The sequence below is a fragment of the Paenibacillus gyeongsangnamensis genome, from assembly GCF_027533625.1.
Classification (GTDB): domain Bacteria; phylum Bacillota; class Bacilli; order Paenibacillales; family NBRC-103111; genus Paenibacillus_G; species Paenibacillus_G gyeongsangnamensis.
On sequence record NZ_JAQAGZ010000019.1, the window covers coordinates 1 to 19,108 of the forward strand.

Genomic DNA, 19,108 nt, shown 5'->3' on the forward strand with positions numbered 1-19,108 from the left:
TACGTGTTACTCACCCGTCCGCCGCTAACCCCGAAGGGTCCGCTCGACTTGCATGTATTAGGCACGCCGCCAGCGTTCGTCCTGAGCCAGGATCAAACTCTCCAATAAAGGTAAAACTTTATCGAACAGAGCTGATTAAGCTCAAATCTTAATGCTGACGAGAATTTTCATTCTCTTATTGCACTCACTCGTTGTTCAGTTTTCAAAGAGCAATTCCTCGTCGCTTCAACGTTATCCGTCAAAAGCGACTTGATTAATATATCACATTCGGAGCGGTGAATGCAAGCTTTATTTTTCAGCTTCATTCGTTTATTTCGTCCGCCTCAGAAGCGACAAGTAGTAATATAACAAATCCAAATAGAGAAGGCAACCCTTTTATTTCTTGTATTTTTTTCCAAACAGGAAGAGAAAACAAAAAGGCCGTACCCCTATGGCAATCAGGGTACGGCGCTTCAATCATACCGACCAGGCCTCGAGCTTCAGCAGAGGCTCGGCCTTGAGGTCGAACGGCGCGAACTGGCCGCGCCGATATTTCAGGAACGCCGCAGCCGCGATCATAGCCGCGTTGTCGGTGCAAAGGCTGAGCGGCGGCGCCAGCAGCGGCACGCCAGCTTCTGCGCAGCGCGAGCCGAGCCGTTCGCGCAGACCCTTGTTCGCGGCCACTCCGCCCGCGAGCAGCAGCTGCTTCGCGCCGTATGCCTGAACGGCGCGGAGAGCTTTCTCCACCAGGACGTCGACGACCGAGTCCTGGAAGCCGCGCGCTACCGCCGCAGGCTCGAACGCGATGCCCTTCATGCCGGCCTGGTTCAGGACGGCCAGCACCGCCGACTTCAGCCCGCTGAAGCTGAAGTCGTAAGAATCCGGCTCCAGCCACGCCCTCGGAAGCGTCACCGCCTCCGAGGCCTCATGCGCGAGCCGGTCGATATGCGGGCCGCCGGGATACGGCAGCTTCAGCGCCCGCGCCACCTTGTCGTAGGCTTCGCCGGCGGCGTCGTCCCTGGTCTGTCCGATGATGTGGAAGCGCCCTTCGGACTCGACGTACACCAGCTCGGTATGTCCTCCGGACACGACGAGCGACACGAACGGATACTCCAACTCATGCACGAGCTGGTTGGCATAAATATGCCCGGCGATATGATGCACGCCGATCAGCGGAAGCTCCAGCGCCGAAGCGAGCGCCTTCGCTGCGACGAGGCCCACAAGAAGAGACCCGACCAAGCCGGGTCCGTGGGTCACGGCCACGGCGGAGAGCTCCGCCGGCGCCACACCCGCTTGATCGAAGGCTTCCTCGATGATCCACGTGATCGATTCGACATGCTTCCTTGAGGCCACCTCCGGCACGACGCCGCCGAACCGTTGATGCGTCTCGACCTGGCTGGATACGACGTTGGACAGAATCTCTTTTCCATCCCTCACAATCGCAACCGACGTTTCGTCGCAGCTCGTTTCTATAGCCAATATACAGACGGGCCGCCCCTCTTCCTGCCATACGGACAATGACCGGCCTTCATTACCATGTTGTTCATTCATCCTTGAAACCTCTCATTATGTCCAGGCTCACAAGCCTTTGGTGCGGTCAACCTTCGGAAGATCGGCCCACATAATAATGGCGTCTTCCTTGTTGTCCGTGTAATAACCGCGGCGTACGCCTACGGAACGAAAGCCCATCTGCTCATACAGCGCCTGCGCAACGAGATTGGAAGGACGTACCTCCAGCGTCATCCTTACGGCACCGTAGAAGGCTGCCGTACACTGAAGCTCCGCCAGCAGACGCTTTCCGAGCTTCCGGCCGCGGTACTTGTCCCGGATCGCAATGTTCGTCACATGCGCCTCCTCCATGATCAGCCACATGCCGCCGTACCCGGCCACTTCGCCTTCTTCCCCTTCAAGCACCACATACCGCGCAAATTGATTGTTGGTTAACTCATTCACGAAAGCGCCGGAGGTCCAGGGAGTCGCAAACGCCTCGTGCTCGATATCGCACACTTCCGGGATATCCTCGACCCTCATGGGACGAAAAGTAAACGCGGGGCTGTCCCGGAGTTCGTTTTGGTCTTTCAATTCCATGGACGAAAGCCTCCTAACATTTTTTGGCTGCGAGCAGCTTCGCTTCCGCTTCCGCCAACTGGGTGTAGTTCGGCACCAGGCCGTGCACATCCTCCAGCTCCCCGCGCTGCCAGCGCTGTCTCCCGAGCTCCGCAACGGCTCTGGCCCCAAGCGCATAAGGCCGTACCTCGACCTTTCCGCTCCACTTGCCGGCAAAGGCGGCAATCGCCTCCCGGTGAAGCTCCAGCTCCCCTGTAAAAATAATTCGTCCGGGCGTCCCGTCCGTATCCTCAAGCCGCTCAAACAGCTGCTCCGTCCACGACGACATCAGACGGATGCCGTCCTTCACGAGTCCGCTCCATCCGTCTCCCGCAGCATACAGCCCGGTAAATACCTGCCCGCGGCGGGCATCGATCAGCGGTACGATCCAGGCCCCGGTGCCTTGCCCTGTAACCGATGGAATGGCGTTAAGCTTAACGCCTGCTCCTTCGGCGGCGGACGCATGGGCTCCGCCCAGGGCGATCGCTTCCAGCGTGGAGACGCCAAGCAGCGCCAGCTTATGCGTCCAGGCGTAAGTCTTCGCAACGGTGACCCCGATCCGGATCCCGGTGTAAGAGCCTGGTCCGACGCCGACGGCGACCGCGCTCAAGTCTCTCGGCTTGACGCCGGCTTCGTTCATGATCTTATGAATCGACGGCACAAGATAAAGCGAGTGATTCCGTTCGGCCTTCGACAATATTTCGCAGAGCAGCGTATCTCCGCGCGATAAAGCCACCGTCATCGATTCCGTAGAGGTATCGATCGACAGCTGCAGCCCTTGATCCGTATATCTCCCGGTTTCCTCGCGGCTTCCCTTTTGCATTGTTTCGTTGTTCATCCCAAAACCCCGTTTTCTTTAAGCTGCAGGCACCATTCCTCGTAAGGAAGTCCATGCGGCGCGAATACGAATTTCCGCCCCCCGGATTCGGTATGGCCGATCTGAACAGCCAGCCGTTCCGGAGGCAATAACTCTTCAATTAAAGAAGCCCACTCCACCAGCGTGACCCCTTCACCGTAAAAATAATCATCCAATCCCAGATCATCCGCTTCGTCCATCGAAAGCCGGTATACATCCATATGGTAAAAAGGGAGCCGAGCCCCTTCATATTCCTTAATAATAGTGAATGTCGGGCTGTTGATGATATCCTTCACGCCAAGCGCATAGCCCACGGCTTGGGAGAAGGTCGTTTTGCCGGCGCCGAGCTCGCCGTCAAGCGCCAGCACCGTTCCGGATCCAAACAACGAGGCCAAGCGTTCCGCCAGCCGCTTCGTCTCCTCCGGTCCGTTCGATATCCATTCGTATACCGCCAAGCGTCATCAGCCCCCTTCCTCTGCAAAATGGTTGTAGCCCCGCTTCCCTAAGTTCAAGAGAAAGCCGCTGCTTTGAACGAGCCTGACGCCCGGCGCCTCCCCGGTCACGCAGCCAATGATGTGCAGCGGCACCCCGGCCGCCTTGCACCGAAGCTGAAGCTCCAGGGCCTGCCCGGCCGGAACGGTCCCGACAAGCTGGTAATCTTCGCCGCCGTATAGGATATAGTCCATCGGATCCTTCCCCTGCCGGGCCGCGTAAGCGTACAGCTCGTCCGCCACCGGGATACGGTCCTCCACCAGATCGATGCCGACGCCCGACGCTTCGGCGACTTCCCATGCCTCGCTTGCGAGTCCGTCGCTGATATCGTTGAGCGCGCGGCACATTCCGGATTCCAGAAGCAGCCTTCCGGCATTCACCTGAGGCTCAGGCCGGCAGTGCGCCTGAACGAGCGCTTCCTCCTGCGGATCGAAGCTCCCCCAATTCCCGGCGGGGATAGCCCGATTCAGCAGCAGATCAAGACCCGCCGAGGATCGTCCGAGCAGTCCGGTGGCAAACACCGCATCCCCCGGCCGGGCGGCCGAACGGAGCAGCGCCCGGCCGGGCTCGACTTCGCCGATGACGGTAACCCCGAGCGAAATGCCCCCGGTACACGAGGTCGTATCTCCGCCGACGACCATCACGTTCCAGCGGGCCGCACTCTCGTACAAGCCGTCATAGATGGAGCGAACCCGCTCCGGCTCCGTTCCCTTCGGCATGCTCAGAGAAATGAGCGCATACCGCGGAATGCCGCCCATGGCGGCGATGTCGCTGACCGCCGAAGCCATCGCTTTAAATCCGATATCGGCATCCCGCATCGTTATTCTTTTAAAATGAATGTCCTCATTCATCGTGTCGCAGGTCATCACGAGGCGCATGCCCGGGGTGGCTTCGGCCACCGCGGCGTCGTCGCCGATACCCGTCTCTACCCCGCCCGCGCGGAGCAGGCTCTCCGGCTGTTTCCCTTCCGTGAGCATCCGGATCAAGCCGAATTCGTCGAGCGAACTCAATCGATTCGCCTCCGTTCGTGTTTTGACCCTAATTATATCTATCCCGCAAGCGGGTAGCAACAAAAAAGCTCGCCTCGCACCCGGTGCCAGACGGCCCGGGCGCTTCGGAGAGCTCTTTGCTGATGCATCGGTATCCTTATTGCAATTCCTGCAACTCCTCTAGCGCAACAACCCGGGTGTCCCCCGGTTGACCCTCGGCATGCACCTTGGCGGTTTGCTGCGAAGCGTCAATGCTGTCGATCCAGACGGGAACGCCGTTCAGCTTCACCTCGATTTTATCCTGGGATTGAATAATCTCCTGCGCCCGGTGTGCTTTCACTTCGTATCACCTCCGTCCAATACCGATTCGGGATGGTCCATAGTGTCCGTCGTCGATTCCTCGATCAGCCCGTTATGAATCGTGACGTTGCCGCCGCCAAGCCCTTCGTTGATCATTCGGTCGATATCCATGAAACTGGTATCTCTTCCCTCATGCGCCGATTCTTGGGCCGCGGAGGTACCGGATGTCGTAACTTCGCTCAAGTTGCCCCCTCCTTCAAAACTGGTTTCGGCTCCCTCCCGAAGCGGAGGAAAGCCTTTATCGGTATGATGTCTAACCCGAGGTTTCTTCATTCGCCGGATGCCCTTTCGGTATGCCTCACCCATCAATTGGAAATCCTAAGCAATAGAAGCATGCAACAGCAGGCAAACGGCAGGGGATACTAAATCTAAACAATTTCGGGAGGGATTTGTCGATGCATACGGTATGGAAGGGCGCCATCAGCTTCGGTCTCGTTCACGTGCCGGTCAAAATGTTCTCGGCGACGGAAGACAAGGACATTTCGATGCGGATGATTCACAAGGAATGCCATACGCCGCTCAATTTCGTACGGAAGTGCCAGCACTGCGACCGCGAGGTAGGCTGGGAGGAAATTTCCCGGGGCTACGAATACGAGCCGGGAGCGTTCGTTCTGTTCGAGAAGGAAGAGCTGGAGAAATTGACGGGCGAAGTGACGAAAGAAATCAAGATTCTGGATTTTGTGGATCTCGCCGAAATCGATCCGGTCTACTTCCAGAAAACGTATTACCTGGCTCCGAACGAAACCGGCGCGAACGCCTACAATCTGCTGATGGAAGCGATGAAGCAAACGGGCAAGATCGGCATCGCCAAAGTATCCATCCGCTCGAAGAGCAGCCTCGCCGCCATCCGGATCATCGATAAATGCATTGCGATGGAGACGATTTTCTACCCGGACGAAATCCGTTCGGTCGAGCAGGTGCCGAATTTGCCGGAGAAGAGCAACGTGAACGACAAGGAGCTGGACATGGCCAAGATGCTGATCCAGCAGCTGTCGACGCCGTTCGAACCGCAAAAATATAAGGACGATTACCGGGAAGCGGTGCTGGAAGCGATCGAATCGAAAATATCCGGCAAGCAGGTTACCGTTGCGCCGGAGCCGCAGCGCGCGAACGTCATCGACCTCATGGCCGCGCTTCAAGCCAGTCTGGAGCAGGTGAAGCCGGTTCCGAGCGAGCCGACGCCGGCGGCCGGGGCCAAGGAAGGCACCAAAGGCAAAGCGAGGACCAAGAAGGCCAAGGAAAACGTCTAAAAAGGAAAACGGCATTCCGCCGGCTCCGCCTCCACGAAGGCTTGAATGGAAGGCTGCCGCAGCGTGCGGCCTTCCTGCCAGCGCCATTCCGTATACTGCACCTTCATGGCTACCCGGGGCTTCACCCAGGTAGCCCCTTTCATTTCCGGATGGCGGTTCGCAAACGGGCACTCCGAGATGACATCCGGCTTCAGCTCGGCCGTCAGGCGGGTCCAGTCGCCGCGCGTCAGCTTCCCCGTCCCGACATGGCCGATATAGATCAGCCGGCCGGCCCCATCATACACACCGGCGAGCACGGCGTTAATCGCGCCGCCGTTCAAGGTAAAGCCGCCGATGACCGCGATCAGGTCGCCGTAATTTTTCACCTTTACCCACCGCTTGTCTTTTCCGTCAAGAGCGTAGACGCTGCCGGAATCTTTGCTCACGATGCCTTCCATCCCCTGCTCCCGCATCAGCTTGAACAGGCCGTCGCCGTCCGCGAAGGAGCCGACGCTCTGCACAAATTTACCCGGGCTCAGCACTTCGGCGAGCAGCCTCTGGCGTTCCGCCAGCTTCCGGCTTGTCACCCACTCACCCTCGCAATATAAAATATCGAACACCATATAGGTAACCGGTACCGCACCCGCGGCGAACCGGATCTTGTCCTGCTTGCGGATGGCATCCCGTTTCATCACCTCATGGAAGGACGGCTTGCCGTCCACGGCCAGCGCGATCACCTCCCCGTCGAGAATGAACGAGGAAGCGCTGCAATATTCGGAAGGCTCGGTCAGCTCGGGGTATAGCCGGGTGCGTTCGTTCCCCTTGCGGTTGAACAGGCGGCACGTCTCTCCGTCATAATAGGACAGCATCCGGACGCCGTCCCATTTGATCTGATGGATCCATTCGGGGCCTTGCGGCACGGACGTGCCGCTGACCGGCTCAAAGGGCTTGACGGGGGTAAAGGTAAACAAAGCGGAGCTCACCTCTTCTTTTTTCGCTAGCATTAGTGTAACCCGATCCGGCTCAGGGAATAATAGGAGCAAGTAAAAAAAGGAGGAGCTGCCCTATGGCGACGACCGCCAGGCCTTCGCACGCGAAGGGTACGATCGTGATCGACGGCTGCGAGCTGACGGTGACGAACCCGGAGAAGCTGCTGTGGCCGGAAAAACGGATTACGAAGGCGATGTACCTGGAGAAGCTGGCGCAGCTGTCCCCTTATCTTCTGACGTACTGCCGCAACCGCTACTTGACGACGATCCGGTTCCCGCACGGATGGAACGACAAGTCGTTTTACCAGAAGAACGCGCCGGAGCCGCGGCCGGATTTTGTCCGGACAGCGATGCTGGACAGCATTAATTACGTGCATCTGGACTCGCTCCCCACGCTGCTCTGGCTCGGCAACCTCGCCTGTCTCGAGTTCCATCCTTCGTTCCACCGGATCGGCGAGCGGCTGCCCGCCGAATGGCTGATCGATATCGACCCGAGCGTCGATCCCGAACCGAGAATTATGGAAGCCGCCGGGATCATCGGCGAAATTCTCGATAAGATGAACATTCGGTCCGTTCCGAAGACATCCGGAGCAACCGGCGTCCAAATCTACGTGCCGATTCCGCAAGAGAAGGGCTATACGTTCGAGCAGCTGCGGCGCATCGGCGAGTTTGTGGCGAGCTATGCGGTCAAGCAGCATCCACGGCTGTTTACGATTGAACGGCTGAAGAAAAATCGCGGAACGCTCATATACATCGACTATCTCCAGCATTGGTACGGTAAAACCTTATCCGCCCCCTATACGCCCAGGGCGCGTGTCGATGCCAGCGTGTCCACGCCGCTCACTTGGGACGAAGTGGGCCGCCGCGCCGATCCCCGCGACTTCCATCTGCTTAACATAGGCGAACGGCTGCAGCAAAAAGGCGATCTGATCGCCCAGCTCCCTCCCCAATCGCTGGACCATGTTCTCTCTATCATTCAAAAGTAAGCCGGACCCTAGGCGTAGCTTGTCCTGCCGAGCCTCACGAGGTTCGGCTTTTTTTATTTTTCGAAAATAGGCATAAACTTATTTTTTATTAGTATATTGACATTAGGAAGTGAAATAACGTATTATACTAACATAAAGTAAGTTAATAATTAAATTTATATCAGGAGGTTGTTCTTATGTTAATGGATTGGGGTCTTCTTATTCTTCGTTTGGTGATCGGTTTGTCGTTCATGGCGCACGGCGCGCAGAAGCTGTTCGGCTGGTTCGGAGGCTACGGCGTGAAAGGAACGGGCCAATGGCTCGATTCGATCGGCATGAAGCCCGGCGCGCTCATGGCGGTGGTCGCCGGCTTGCTTGAGCTGCTCGGCGGCTTCTTCTTCGCCTCCGGCTGGCTGACGGTCGTCGGCTCGATCTTCATCATCCTGATGATGCTGGCGGCCATTGCCAAAGTGCACGCCAAGAACGGCTACTGGGTTACCGCCGGCGGGTTCGAGTACAACCTGACGCTCATCGCCGCAGCTGTGGCCGTCGCTTTGACCGGCCCCGGCGCCTTCGCGCTCGGCGCTTAAGCCTCATGAAGCCAGGATAAACGCGCTGGTCCTTGTCTTACAAGGACCAGCGCGTTTATCAAGGTTGATGCGAAGCAATAAGCCCGCGAAAAATAAATTCTTATCAACGCACAAAAAATCCGAATGCTCCCCGAGCATTCGGATTTTTTCAATATTATGCCGCCTAGAGCAGCGGCGAGAGCAGCCTCGCCACCACTTCCTTGCCCTTCGTCCAGCGCGAGCGCTTGTCGAATACTTCAAGCTCCACCTCGCGCGATTCCTTCAGGTCTTGAATGAAATCCGACTCCAGCCGGTGCAGCGTCTCTTTATCGAACACGACCGCGTTCAGCTCAAAATTGCTGTAGAAGCTGCGCATATCCATATTCGCCGTGCCGACGGAGGCCAGCAGGTCGTCGATGATCAAAACCTTGGCGTGGATGAACCCTTTCTTATACGCATAGAAGCGTACCCCCACTTGAAGCAGCTCCTCCAGGTACGACTGGGAAGCGTAGCCGACAACCCGGGAATCGGCCTTGGCCGGAAAAATGATCCTGACGTCCACGCCGCTGACCGCCGCCGTCTTGAGCCCCATAATAATGCTGGGATCGGGGATGAAATAAGGCGTGGTGATGTAAATGCGCTTCTTTGCTGCGGTGATCGCCGCGAAATACATCTCCAGCACGGCATCCCAGTGTTCGTCGGGTCCGCTGGAGATGATTTGCACCGGCTTGCGGCCTGTGCAGTCATGCTCCGGAAAATGGTTCGGTTCGGCGAGCCGTTCCCCTTTTACAAAAAACCAGTCGGTGATAAAGTTCTGCTGCATGGAATAGACCGCGTCCCCGACCAGCTTCAGGTGCGTATCCCTCCAGAAGCCCAGCTTCTTGTCCGAGCCCAAGTACTCGTCCCCGACGTTAATCCCGCCCAGAAATCCGACCGTGCCGTCGATGACAATAATTTTGCGGTGGTTGCGGTAATTGATCCGTTTATCGAAGAAGGCGATAAGTCCCGGTAAAAAAAAGTACACCTCGCAGCCCGCCTGCTTTAAATCGTTGATATATTCATTAGACAGCTGGTAGCTTCCGATGCCGTCGAAGATACAGCGCACCTTCACGCCCTCCTGCGCTTTGCGCACCAGCACCTCCTTGAACTGCCGGCCGATCCCGTCGCTGCGCACCGTATAAAATTCAAAGTGAATATGGTCCTGCGCCTGCTCCATCGCCTCCAGCATCGACGGAAATGCCGTCTGCGCATTGGTCAGCACCTCCACCTCGTTGTGCGAGGTGATCTTGGAGGAGGGGATATTGTACAGCAGCGCGAACAGCCTCGGCTCGTGCCGCCAGCTGTCGAGCCGGTCCTCCTCGAAATCGACGTCGGAAGCGGCATATTTGATGCCCGCGTAACGGATATCCATGACGTGGCGCTGACCGCGGCGCCGCACCTTTTTGCGCTGGGAATACTCCTTTGCCAGGAAATAATACATCAAGAAGCCGATGACCGGGAAGATGAACATAATGGACAGCCAGGCCATCGCTTTGGAAGGATGTCGGAATTCCCCCACCAGGATCGTAAAGACTTGAAATATGAATAGGATTAGCGCTACCGTCACCCACAACAATCCGGTGTTCCCCCTTCTCCTCTGAAACGCCTTCCATCCCTAGCTTTGACTAGGTTTGCAAGACCTATGCCTCTTCTATTGTATCTCATCTTCCGGGTTTGTCATAAAATTTCGTTTTTGGTGAAAAATATACGGGTCACGCAGGGAATGCCTGGGCGGCTTGTCCGGGCCAAGGAGGTCGACATGGGAGACACGCGCAGCCGGAAGGGCAAGGAACGGGAGGATCGGCTTCATAAGCTGGATTACCGTTTTATTCAAGAGCTGAAATCGGTACCTGTATTCCTCAGCTTAGAGGAAAACAAGCGATATTTGAAGGACGTTTTTTCCGACTGCTCGGACGTAGTGATCCGGGAATTCAAGATAGAGCACAGCCTGGATGCGATCCTTTTCTTCGTCGACGGAATGGCCAATACGGAGCTCGTGAACGAGGCGATGAAGTCGCTGATGATCCTGGAGGGCGGCGAAGCACTGATCGACCGGATCTCCGACACGACGCTGCCGGTTTCGCAAATTCAGAAGACCGACAATTATGCGGATCTTCTTCTCTCCGTACTTGGCGGGGATACCGGGCTCATCGTCGATAAGAACAACAAGGCGGTGCTGCTCGGCATCCGGGGCATGGAGAAGCGTTCGATCAACGAGCCGGAGACGGAGTCGGTCGTGCGGGGTCCCCGCGAAGGATTTGTAGAGAATCTGCGTACGAATACGTCCATGATCCGCCGGAAGCTGAAGACACCGCGCCTGAAGATGAAGCCCATGGTGATCGGCAAGGAGAGCAATACGAACGTCGTCGTTACGTATCTGGACGATTTGGCGGAGCCTGGTATTGTCCAGGAGGTGGTCGGCCGGCTGAAGAAAATCGAAATCGACGCCATTCTGGAATCCGGGTATATCGAAGAATTTCTTCAGGATTCCGCTTTTTCGCCGTTTCCCCAGCTGCAGTATACGGAACGACCGGATACGGTGGCAGCCGCGCTGCTGCAAGGAAGAGTCGGCATTCTGGTCGACGGCACCCCCTTCGTGCTGCTCGTTCCATTCGTCTTCGCCGAAATCATGCAGGCCAGCGAGGATTTCTACGAACGGTTTCAAATCGCGACCCTGATCCGGTGGCTTCGGTACATCTTTCTCGTCCTGTCGCTGCTGACACCGGGGCTCTACGTCGCTATTACGACCTACCATCAGGACTTGCTTCCGACGACACTGCTGCTCTCCGTCGCGGCCGCGCGCGAAGCGATTCCGTTCCCCGCCGTCATCGAAACGCTCATTATGGAGATTACCTTCGAAGCGCTGCGGGAGGCGGGCATCCGCCTGCCCAAGACGATCGGCTCGGCCGTCAGTATTCTAGGGGCCCTGGTCGTAGGCCAAGCGGCGGTTCAAGCCGGGATCGTATCCGCACCGATCGTGATCGTCGTTTCGATCACCGGGATCGCTTCCTTTACGATCCCCCGCTTCAACGGCGCCATTGCAATCCGGATGCTGCGGTTTCCGATCGTCATCGCGGCATCGCTATTCGGCATGTACGGCATGATGATTTCCATCATGCTCATTATCGGGCACATGGCGAATCTTCGTTCGTTCGGGGTCCCCTACTTGTCTCCTGCGGGCCCTCTATCGTCCATCGATATGAAGGATTTCGTCTTCCGGGCGCCCTGGTGGGCCATGCGGACGCGCCCGACCTTCGGGCCGGTCCTCGACAAAGTTCGGGTAGGCGATAAGATTCGCCATGAAATTATGGACCAGGGGGGCCAGAAGGGCCAGAACGTTCCACATCCGGCATCGGGAGAGGATCAGGAAGGGGCGGACCCGTCATGAAAGGATACCGCTGCCGCCTTTTGACGCTGCTGCTGATGCTCCCGCTGCTCTCCGGCTGCTGGGACCGGACGGAAATCAACGACCTCGCCTTCGTTCTGACCACCGGCTGGGATTTGGAGGAGGACGGCCAGATCCGCTGCAGCGTGCTTGTCCCGCTGCCCGGCCAAATGGGCGGCCCTTCCGGGGGAGGAGGCGGATCAAGCGGAGGCAAGAGCTTCTATATCGACTCCGAGGTCGGACCGACCTTCCGCGATGCCCAGGCCAAGCTGCAGCGGCGCATGTCCAGGCGCATGTTTGTCGCACACAGGCGCACCCTGCTGATAAGCGAAGAGTTGGCCAAAAAAGGGATCCGGGAGGTGTTCGACTCGACGTCCCGGTCTCCCGAGAGCCGGATGACGACCTATATGGTTATCACCTCCGGGAAAGCCTACGACCTGCTGAATGCGACGCCCAAATTCGAGCGTTTTTCTTCGGAAGCGATTCGGGAGCTGGCCAAATCGAAAACCATCATCGACATGAATATGAAGGCCGTCGCCGTAGAGCTCAGCACGCCCGGCATGGACCCGGTCGTGCCTTACATGGGGGTGAAGCCTTCGGAGAAAGGCGAGAAACCATCGAAGGAAGTGGAGGCTCTGGGGTATGCGCAGTTCAAGGACGACAAGCTGACGGGCATCCTGCAGGACAAAGCCGCCGACGGGCTCGCATGGTTGAAGAAAAAAAACGTCAACGTCACGGCCAGCCTGAAGCTCCCTGACGGAGCTACCGTCACGGTCCGCTTCTTTAATATGAACAGCCATATCAAGCCCCGCCTTACGGGCGGGCGGCTGCGTTACGAGATCCGCGCCTTCGCGATGGCGAAGGTGGCGGAAAGCACCGGCATGACGGATTTCAGCCAATCGAGCGTCGTGCGCAAGCTGGAGAACGCAATGAACGATTACGTAAAAGAATCCATCCGGACCACCCTGGAGCAAGCGAAAAAATACCATGCCGATTCGGCCGAGCTCGGCGCCTACCTGTGGCGTGCCTATCCCTCCGTATGGAAGAATCAGTATTCGGCCGATTGGCCCAAGGGCTTGGACGATGCCGAATTCGATATCCAGGCAAAGACCGTGCTGTACGAAACAGGGTTAATTTATGAGAATGTAGCGAAGGGAGAGATGGATAAGTGAACAGCCAATTTCAAGTCTGGTTCTTCGGCTTGTTCCTGATGATGCTGTTACTCGACATCAAGCATCTTCCCGGGATGCGGAAGAACCTCAAATGGCTCTATGCGACAGTCTACCTCGTTACCTTCGGGATCTTCCTGAGCACCGTAATGGGGTATCCTCCGCCGATGCCGACGAAATACTTCATTTACCGCGTTTCGCCCTGGGTGTCCAGCATCATCCATTCCTAGCTTCTGCGCCAAAGAGAGAAGGTGTGTTCATGAGCGGCCGTTCGATGCAAATTATGAATCAGCGCCAAATGGCCTGGCTTACCTGTTCCATGATCGCGGGAGGCGGGCTGATCAGCATTCAGCAGGAGCTTGCTCGAATCAGTCATACGGATGCCTGGTTCTCTTACCTGCTTCCGCTGCTTTACGTCTTTTTCATCAGCTACGTATTTATGCAAATGTCGCTTCGCTTTCCCGGCAAGCATATGTTCGAGGTGGTGAAAATCGTCTTCGGACTGGGCATCGGCACGATCGTGAATCTGCTTCTTGTGATTCATCTCTGGCTCATTCTTATGCGGGATCTGCGCTCGTTAGGCAAATTCATCGGGACGATCCTGCTGCCCAATACGCCTCAGGATATTCTCGTTCTCCTGTTCATGCTCATGCTCATGTTCTACGGCAAGACCAGCGTGGAGGTGATCGCCAGAGTGAACGACCTGTTTATTCCTTTCTTCATCGGGCTGGCCCTGCTGCTGCCGTTCTTGCTGGCGAACGAGCTCAGCAAGGAATTGATCCAGCCTGTTCTGACGGTGATGCCCGTCAAGCTTTTTTATTCCAATGCGCTTAATCTAGGCTGGTACGGCGATGTTTTCGTTATCGGCGCTTTTCTCCATACGATAGGCAGCGCCAAACAGATCCATTCCTCCATCCGGCACGGAGCCGTGCTCGGGAGTGCTCTCGCAACCCTCAATATGGTGCTTGAAATCTCCGTCCTCGGGCCGAATATTCCCGGGAACATGATTTATCCGGTGTACAGCATGGTTCAGCATATCCATATGACGGACTTTTTGGACCGGGTCGATTTGATCATGCTCAGCATCTGGTATCCGATCACCGCCTGCAAAGTCGTATTGATTTACCTGGCATTCTTAAACGGCATCTCCAGCCTGCTGGGCTACCGGGATAATTCCTTGATCAATTCCCCCGTCAGCCTGTTCCTGCTACTAACCTCCGTTCTTGCGTTTAACAGCACGACGGAGATTTACAGCTTCGGCAATTTCAGCTCCGCCGTCATCGTTCTCGCCTATCAACCGGTGCTGTTCATCATCCTTCTTCTGCTGCTACTCAGGCATCCGAAAACGGCGGAGCAGAACCCGTCCGATGCGGGTTCTCCGGAGCAAGGGAAGGATCGTGCCGGTCCAAGCGGCGGACGGAAAGGCTGGGTGCCCAAGATCAGCTATAAGGGGTGGATCTCTGCAGGGAATGTCCTGCTTGTCCTGTCGCTCGGCTTCGTGATCTTGGGACTCGTTTACAGCAGCCGATATGCCGCCATCGGTTTGACCTGCGGAATCGGCTACGTCGTATGTATGGCGCTGACGCTCGTAAGCTCGCATATGGAGCTGGTCAAGACGCAGAAAAATTCGACTTAAGGGGGACAAGGGCGAAGGAAAAGAGGCTGGCAACCGGCTACCCGCTGCCCGCTACAGCCGCTCGATGCCAATGACTTGCGTCAGCGGGATGAGCAGGGTCAGCTCCTCCTCTTCTTCCTCGCGCATCACCAGAAGCTCGAGAAAGTCCGTGCCCGTTCGAATGAGAGCGGCGCGGAACGTGCCGGCATGAAACGTACGGACGTTCACCTGCGTTCCAGCTGCGCTCCGGGGAGCGCCCAGCAGGACAATCTCCTGCAGCGCGGCCGGAACGAAGTACTCGGCGCCGACCCGGATGAACCGCTTGCCCACCTTCTGCAGCACGCCCGGTTGGCCTTCGTACCCTTGCGCCAGCAGCGCCACTTCGGATTTCAAGTGCAAAGCCAGACGCTCCAGCAGGCTCATCCGGCTTGTTCTAAGAAATGCCAAGCTGATCCCTCCCTCATCGGGTAACTATCGTGTTACCAATTTATGCCTGGAGGAACGGCAACATACCGAAAGGAGTTATCATGAAATTCAATTGGTTTCAAAAGAAGCTGACGCTCGTCATCATACCGGAGGCGAACGGAAGCGTCGTCAAAGTCAAACTGCCGCGGGCCGCCTTATGGGGAGCGGCGGCATCGTTAACGCTGCTCGTGGGCGCCTGCTGCTTTATTTACTTGACCCACCTCGGCACCGCGGTCACCGCCACGATGAGAACCAGCGAGCTGCACGGGGAGAATGTCCGGCTGGAGAAGGATCTCTCCAAGAAGGATGCGACGATCGAGCAGCTCAAGAATGATCTGTACGCCTTGTCGCGGCAAGCGGCCGAGGTACAGTCTCAAGTGGAAGAGATGAAGAAGCTGGAGCAAGCGCTTAAAATGCTGGCGCCCGTCCCCGGCACGGGAGAGAAAACGGTCTCCTCCGCCGCCGTTCCGGCCGCGGCTGCGGACGCCGGCGCGCTGACGGGCTTGGGCGGCCCGGCCGTACCCGTCAGCGCGGAGCACGTTCGGCGGCTCGCCGCAGCCGCCGGGGCCAGCTTCAAGGCGCTGGACTCGGATATGCAGCGGCTGGAGCTGCAGTTTACGAGATCCAAGCTGCTGCTGCAGGAACGGCAGGAGTTGCTTCGCATTACGCCGAGCCTGTGGCCTACCAGCTCCAGAATCGTGACATCCCCTTACGGATACCGTAGAGATCCTTTTACGAGCAAGCTCAGCTTCCACCGGGGCATCGATATCGCCGGCAAGCTGAACGACCCGGTCTATGCCGCGGCTGCGGGCACCGTGAAAGAGGCAGGCTACGACAAGCTTCACGGCAATCATGTGGTACTGGATCACGGGAAGGGATTGCTTACGTGGTACATGCATTTGAATGCGGCCGAGGTGCGCGCCGGCAGCCGGGTTAGCAAAGGCGAGCTCATCGGAAGGCTCGGTTCCACCGGCCGAAGCACCGGCCCCCATCTTCATTACGAGGTACAGCTCGGAGGCAAAAGCACCGACCCGAAGCCATATTTGCCTGAAGGGCGAAAGGAGAAGCATTAACCGATGTCATTTGGGTTCAATAGAGGAAAGACGTACGGCAGAAAGGACGCCGTCTCGCTGATCGGCGAAGCCAGCCAGTTCCATGGGGATCTGCATTCCCCCTCGGATATCCGGGTGGAAGGGGAATTTCACGGCCTCCTGCATGCGGCCGGCGAGGTGGCGATCGGAGAACGCGGCGCCGTATACTCCACGGATCTGCGGGCCCGGGAGCTCGTAGTGGCCGGACGCTTGGAAGGCTGTGTGGAGGCGGAGGGCTGCGTGCGGATCACCCCCACCGGACGCGTCATGGGCACCGTCCGCTCGGCCTCGCTGATCATCGAGCCCGGCGCCGTATTTCATGGCACCAGCGTCATGTTCGTGCCCGGCGAGGATGCGGCGCCCTCGACCGTCATGATATAATAAGGGACGCGCCCGCCGGCTCTCCATCCGGCTGTGCCCCGGCGCGAAGACACTCGACGGCAGGAGAACATGCGAATGAACCAACAGACGATTCTTTTCGATATGGACGATACGCTCCTTTACTGCAACAAATATTTCGATTTGGTGATCGACCAGTTCGCCGACCAGATGGAAACCTGGTTCCACGGCTACCATCTTTCGATCGGCGAGGTGAAGAAGAAGCAGGCCGAAATCGATCTCCGGCAAGTCATTGCGAGCGGCTTCGCGCCCGATCATTTCCCCCGCTCTTTCGCGGAGACGTACGAGTATTACTGCAATTTGACCGGCAGACCTACCCATCCGGATGAGCTGAACCGCTTGATGGAGCTGGGAGCATCCGTCTACATGCACAGCATCGAGCCTTACCCTTTCATGGAGGAAACGCTACGGGAGCTGAAGGAGGAGGGGCATGACCTGCATCTCTACACCGGAGGCGAGCCTGCGATCCAGTTGAGGAAGGTAAAGGAGGCCCGTCTGGAACGGTATTTCGGCGACCAGGTCCATATTACCCGTCACAAGAATGCGGAGTTTATGGAAGGTCTTATCCGCTCGCAGGGGTTCGATCGCCGCCGGACTTGGATGATCGGCAACTCGCTGCGCACCGACATCATTCCGGCGCTGACTTGCGGCATTCACGCCATCTTCATGCCGGCGGAGCAGGAATGGTCCTATAATCAGGTGGAAGTGGACGTGGAGCCGCAGGGCGCTTACCTCACTTTGTCCTCTCTGAGTCTGATTCCCGCCGCCATCCGCGATTATACCGGCTCATCGTATGCCGCAGGGCAATAACGGTGTCCGCAGGCTGGCAGGCGGTCCCCGCCGTACCCTGCCGTCTAGGGGCCGAGTACCTTCTTCGCCTTCCATTCGGCCGCATTCCATTCCAGCCATGAGGTTCCGGAAGTCCCGCCGAGCCGGGACCTGAAAGTATCCAGCGCTGCGCCGATTCCGGGCAATTCCGGTTGCGTTCGGCTCAGCTCCACCAAATCCGGTACAACCTCATAGCTCAAGCCGGTCAAATACCCCGCGTCAAACTGCCCGGTCGCAGCATACCGCGCGACATTTCCTTTCACGATCATCCCCTCGATAGGGACGTAATTCAAGACGACATAAGCGATTATACCGGCGGCCAGACTGCAGCGAATGAACGCAGCCCGGTCCGACCATGCTTTCCATAGCGCTAGCAGAAGCAAAACCAGCAGAAACGGCATGAACGAGTGGACGAGCAGTCTCGTCATCGTATAGCCGTAGGCTTCCTCATACATCGAGAGCCTTAAGTAAGCCGAGCTGAGCATAACCCCGGTGCAGGCAATGAGCAAAGTAAGCAAAATGCGCCCGAGCCAAAGACCGCCGGGACCGGTTCGGCTGCGGTCCAGCCCGTAGACGGCAGCGATCAATACCGTCAGATTAATTAACGTGACTATCACCAGCTCCGCGAACCCCTGCCTCGCATAGGATGCATAAGTAATGCCGTCATGCAATACTTTCGAGCCCCCGCCGAAGAAGTAGGAGAATTGCACGGCAGCGAAGAGCAGATAGACGCTGTTCAGCACGATCAGCACCGTCGCCGCGATCGTAGGATCGAGCCGCCCTATGGCAGAGGGCTGCGGCAGGATGACGGCCGACGGTTCGGTATCGGATTCATCCGCTGCAAAGGGCGGGTTCTCCCGCCCGGAATACAGTCGCATCGGCGACCTCAAACCGGCGATATAAGCGAACAGAAAGACGCTGAGCGCAGCAACCCAAATAATCCGGAACAAAACCGGCTCCCATGAAAAATGGAACCATTCCGGCAAGCGGGCCAGCGTATGTCCGAAGATCGAGTCTGCGGAGGAGAGCAGCGTCAGCACGACCGCCAGCACGGGGACAGAAATCAGCAGCCCGAGCAGCACCTTCCCCAGCTCCTTCGAGCGTCCCGATTTCAACCGGTCCGCCGCTCCCCGCATCATCATTCTAAACGGCTCGGGAATATAGCACAGCGTCTGGATCAGCACGTTCTCCAAGAGCCGGACTGCAAACCGTCCGTCCAGACGGGATTGCTCCACAGACCTCGAAGCCCAAAACATATGTACCGCTATCAATGACGGAACGACGATGGCGTTCAGAATAAGAAAAAGCAGATTGGCGTGCACCGCGAACGATAACGACAGCAGCAGGATCGGAAGCAGCAGCGAGGCGGACGGCTCCAGACGCAGCCGTACCTTATCGCCCATTGCCCAATAATAGAATCCGTAGAGTACAAGCACAAACAGCGGATATTGAATGCCCCAGTTCATGCCGTAAAATATGAACTGGTTCACCGTCGCAACCGCGGCCGCCGCGAGAAGCAGCGAGGCGTTCCTTGCGGAATAAGCCGGCTCCTTCAAGATACTGGTTGCAGACATCGGTTTCGT

The 19,108-nt window shown here is 57.4% G+C and carries 21 protein-coding genes and 1 rRNA gene; 10 read left to right on the plus strand and 12 right to left on the minus strand.

The genetic code is table 11. The features are described 5' to 3' along the window. The 8 genes from O9H85_RS25305 to O9H85_RS25340 all read right to left on the minus strand — a co-directional run. Window positions 1-108, minus strand: a 16S ribosomal RNA gene (locus tag O9H85_RS25305); the annotation flags it as partial. A 348-nt stretch (window positions 109-456) separates the two neighbouring features. Next, window positions 457-1,530, minus strand: coding sequence for a tRNA (adenosine(37)-N6)-threonylcarbamoyltransferase complex transferase subunit TsaD (tsaD, locus tag O9H85_RS25310; RefSeq protein ID WP_269884203.1), 1,074 nt, complete (start codon window positions 1,528-1,530; stop codon window positions 457-459). A 27-nt stretch (window positions 1,531-1,557) separates the two neighbouring features. After that, on the minus strand, window positions 1,558-2,067 hold the full coding sequence (rimI, locus tag O9H85_RS25315) for a ribosomal protein S18-alanine N-acetyltransferase (RefSeq protein WP_269884204.1): 510 nt from the start codon (window positions 2,065-2,067) through the stop codon (window positions 1,558-1,560). Between the two features lie 13 nt (window positions 2,068-2,080). Beyond that, window positions 2,081-2,923, minus strand: a complete 843-nt coding sequence (tsaB, locus tag O9H85_RS25320) for a tRNA (adenosine(37)-N6)-threonylcarbamoyltransferase complex dimerization subunit type 1 TsaB (RefSeq protein ID WP_269884205.1) — start codon at window positions 2,921-2,923, stop codon at window positions 2,081-2,083. Continuing rightward, the gene (gene tsaE / locus O9H85_RS25325) at window positions 2,920-3,396 is read right to left on the minus strand and encodes a tRNA (adenosine(37)-N6)-threonylcarbamoyltransferase complex ATPase subunit type 1 TsaE (RefSeq protein ID WP_269884206.1); all 477 of its coding nucleotides are present in this window, start codon (window positions 3,394-3,396) and stop codon (window positions 2,920-2,922) included. Before tsaE ends, tsaB begins: the two co-directional genes overlap by 4 nt. 6 nt (window positions 3,397-3,402) lie before the next feature. After that, complete coding sequence (gene thiL / locus O9H85_RS25330; RefSeq protein WP_269884207.1) at window positions 3,403-4,443, minus strand: thiamine-phosphate kinase; 1,041 nt, start codon at window positions 4,441-4,443, stop codon at window positions 3,403-3,405. Between the two features lie 136 nt (window positions 4,444-4,579). Continuing rightward, window positions 4,580-4,762: an H-type small acid-soluble spore protein gene (locus O9H85_RS25335; protein WP_269884208.1), complete on the minus strand. Its 183-nt coding sequence runs from the start codon at window positions 4,760-4,762 to the stop codon at window positions 4,580-4,582. Then, window positions 4,759-4,965, minus strand: a complete 207-nt coding sequence (locus O9H85_RS25340) for a hypothetical protein (RefSeq protein ID WP_269884209.1) — start codon at window positions 4,963-4,965, stop codon at window positions 4,759-4,761. The genes O9H85_RS25335 and O9H85_RS25340 overlap by 4 nt, the downstream gene beginning before the upstream one ends. 212 nt (window positions 4,966-5,177) lie before the next feature. On the opposite strand from O9H85_RS25340, the gene ku reads away from it, so the two are divergent. Next, window positions 5,178-6,032, plus strand: coding sequence for a non-homologous end joining protein Ku (gene ku, locus O9H85_RS25345; protein WP_269884210.1), 855 nt, complete (start codon window positions 5,178-5,180; stop codon window positions 6,030-6,032). Here the strand turns inward: ku and O9H85_RS25350 are convergent. After that, window positions 6,029-7,015 (minus strand): ATP-dependent DNA ligase, encoded by a 987-nt coding sequence (locus O9H85_RS25350; RefSeq protein ID WP_269884211.1) that lies wholly within the window; start codon window positions 7,013-7,015, stop codon window positions 6,029-6,031. The genes ku and O9H85_RS25350 overlap by 4 nt on opposite strands. 62 nt (window positions 7,016-7,077) lie before the next feature. Here O9H85_RS25350 and ligD point away from each other — a divergent pair, with 62 nt between their 5' ends. Both ligD and O9H85_RS25360 read left to right on the plus strand, forming a co-directional pair. Continuing rightward, window positions 7,078-7,986 carry a non-homologous end-joining DNA ligase gene (gene ligD, locus O9H85_RS25355; RefSeq protein ID WP_269884212.1) on the plus strand — a complete coding sequence of 303 codons (909 nt, stop codon included), beginning with the start codon at window positions 7,078-7,080 and terminating at the stop codon, window positions 7,984-7,986. A 182-nt stretch (window positions 7,987-8,168) separates the two neighbouring features. Beyond that, window positions 8,169-8,555 carry a DoxX family protein gene (locus O9H85_RS25360; protein WP_269884374.1) on the plus strand — a complete coding sequence of 129 codons (387 nt, stop codon included), beginning with the start codon at window positions 8,169-8,171 and terminating at the stop codon, window positions 8,553-8,555. 163 nt (window positions 8,556-8,718) lie between these two features. Here O9H85_RS25360 and cls read toward each other — a convergent pair whose 3' ends face one another. Beyond that, window positions 8,719-10,149 (minus strand): cardiolipin synthase, encoded by a 1,431-nt coding sequence (gene cls / locus O9H85_RS25365; protein WP_269884213.1) that lies wholly within the window; start codon window positions 10,147-10,149, stop codon window positions 8,719-8,721. A gap of 183 nt (window positions 10,150-10,332) precedes the next feature. On the opposite strand from cls, the gene O9H85_RS25370 reads away from it, so the two are divergent. From O9H85_RS25370 to O9H85_RS25385, 4 genes are read left to right on the plus strand one after another with little or no spacing between them, the layout of a single operon-like run. Next, window positions 10,333-11,961, plus strand: a complete 1,629-nt coding sequence (locus O9H85_RS25370) for a spore germination protein (protein WP_269884214.1) — start codon at window positions 10,333-10,335, stop codon at window positions 11,959-11,961. Next, complete coding sequence (locus tag O9H85_RS25375) at window positions 11,958-13,130, plus strand: Ger(x)C family spore germination protein (protein ID WP_269884215.1); 1,173 nt, start codon at window positions 11,958-11,960, stop codon at window positions 13,128-13,130. The genes O9H85_RS25370 and O9H85_RS25375 overlap by 4 nt, the downstream gene beginning before the upstream one ends. Then, window positions 13,127-13,357, plus strand: coding sequence for a hypothetical protein (locus O9H85_RS25380; protein WP_269884216.1), 231 nt, complete (start codon window positions 13,127-13,129; stop codon window positions 13,355-13,357). Before O9H85_RS25375 ends, O9H85_RS25380 begins: the two co-directional genes overlap by 4 nt. Window positions 13,358-13,386: 29 nt before the next feature. Then, window positions 13,387-14,763 (plus strand): GerAB/ArcD/ProY family transporter, encoded by a 1,377-nt coding sequence (locus tag O9H85_RS25385; protein ID WP_269884217.1) that lies wholly within the window; start codon window positions 13,387-13,389, stop codon window positions 14,761-14,763. A 51-nt stretch (window positions 14,764-14,814) separates the two neighbouring features. Here the strand turns inward: O9H85_RS25385 and O9H85_RS25390 are convergent, their stop codons facing one another. After that, window positions 14,815-15,189 (minus strand): hypothetical protein, encoded by a 375-nt coding sequence (locus O9H85_RS25390; RefSeq protein WP_269884218.1) that lies wholly within the window; start codon window positions 15,187-15,189, stop codon window positions 14,815-14,817. A gap of 80 nt (window positions 15,190-15,269) precedes the next feature. Between O9H85_RS25390 and O9H85_RS25395 the strand changes: the two genes are divergently transcribed. The 3 genes from O9H85_RS25395 (at window position 15,270) to O9H85_RS25405 (ending at window position 17,507) form a co-directional block, all read left to right on the plus strand. Next, entirely contained in the window at window positions 15,270-16,280 is a 1,011-nt protein-coding gene (locus tag O9H85_RS25395; RefSeq protein WP_269884219.1) for a peptidoglycan DD-metalloendopeptidase family protein, read from the plus strand. Window positions 16,281-16,283: 3 nt separating this feature from the next. Further along, complete coding sequence (locus O9H85_RS25400) at window positions 16,284-16,679, plus strand: bactofilin family protein (RefSeq protein ID WP_269884220.1); 396 nt, start codon at window positions 16,284-16,286, stop codon at window positions 16,677-16,679. Window positions 16,680-16,754: 75 nt separating this feature from the next. Beyond that, the gene (locus tag O9H85_RS25405; protein ID WP_269884221.1) at window positions 16,755-17,507 is read left to right on the plus strand and encodes an HAD family hydrolase; all 753 of its coding nucleotides are present in this window, start codon (window positions 16,755-16,757) and stop codon (window positions 17,505-17,507) included. A gap of 44 nt (window positions 17,508-17,551) precedes the next feature. On the opposite strand, the gene O9H85_RS25410 is transcribed toward O9H85_RS25405, so the two are convergent. Next, window positions 17,552-19,099 (minus strand): DUF4153 domain-containing protein, encoded by a 1,548-nt coding sequence (locus O9H85_RS25410; RefSeq protein ID WP_269884222.1) that lies wholly within the window; start codon window positions 19,097-19,099, stop codon window positions 17,552-17,554. Window positions 19,100-19,108: the final 9 nt, after the last annotated feature.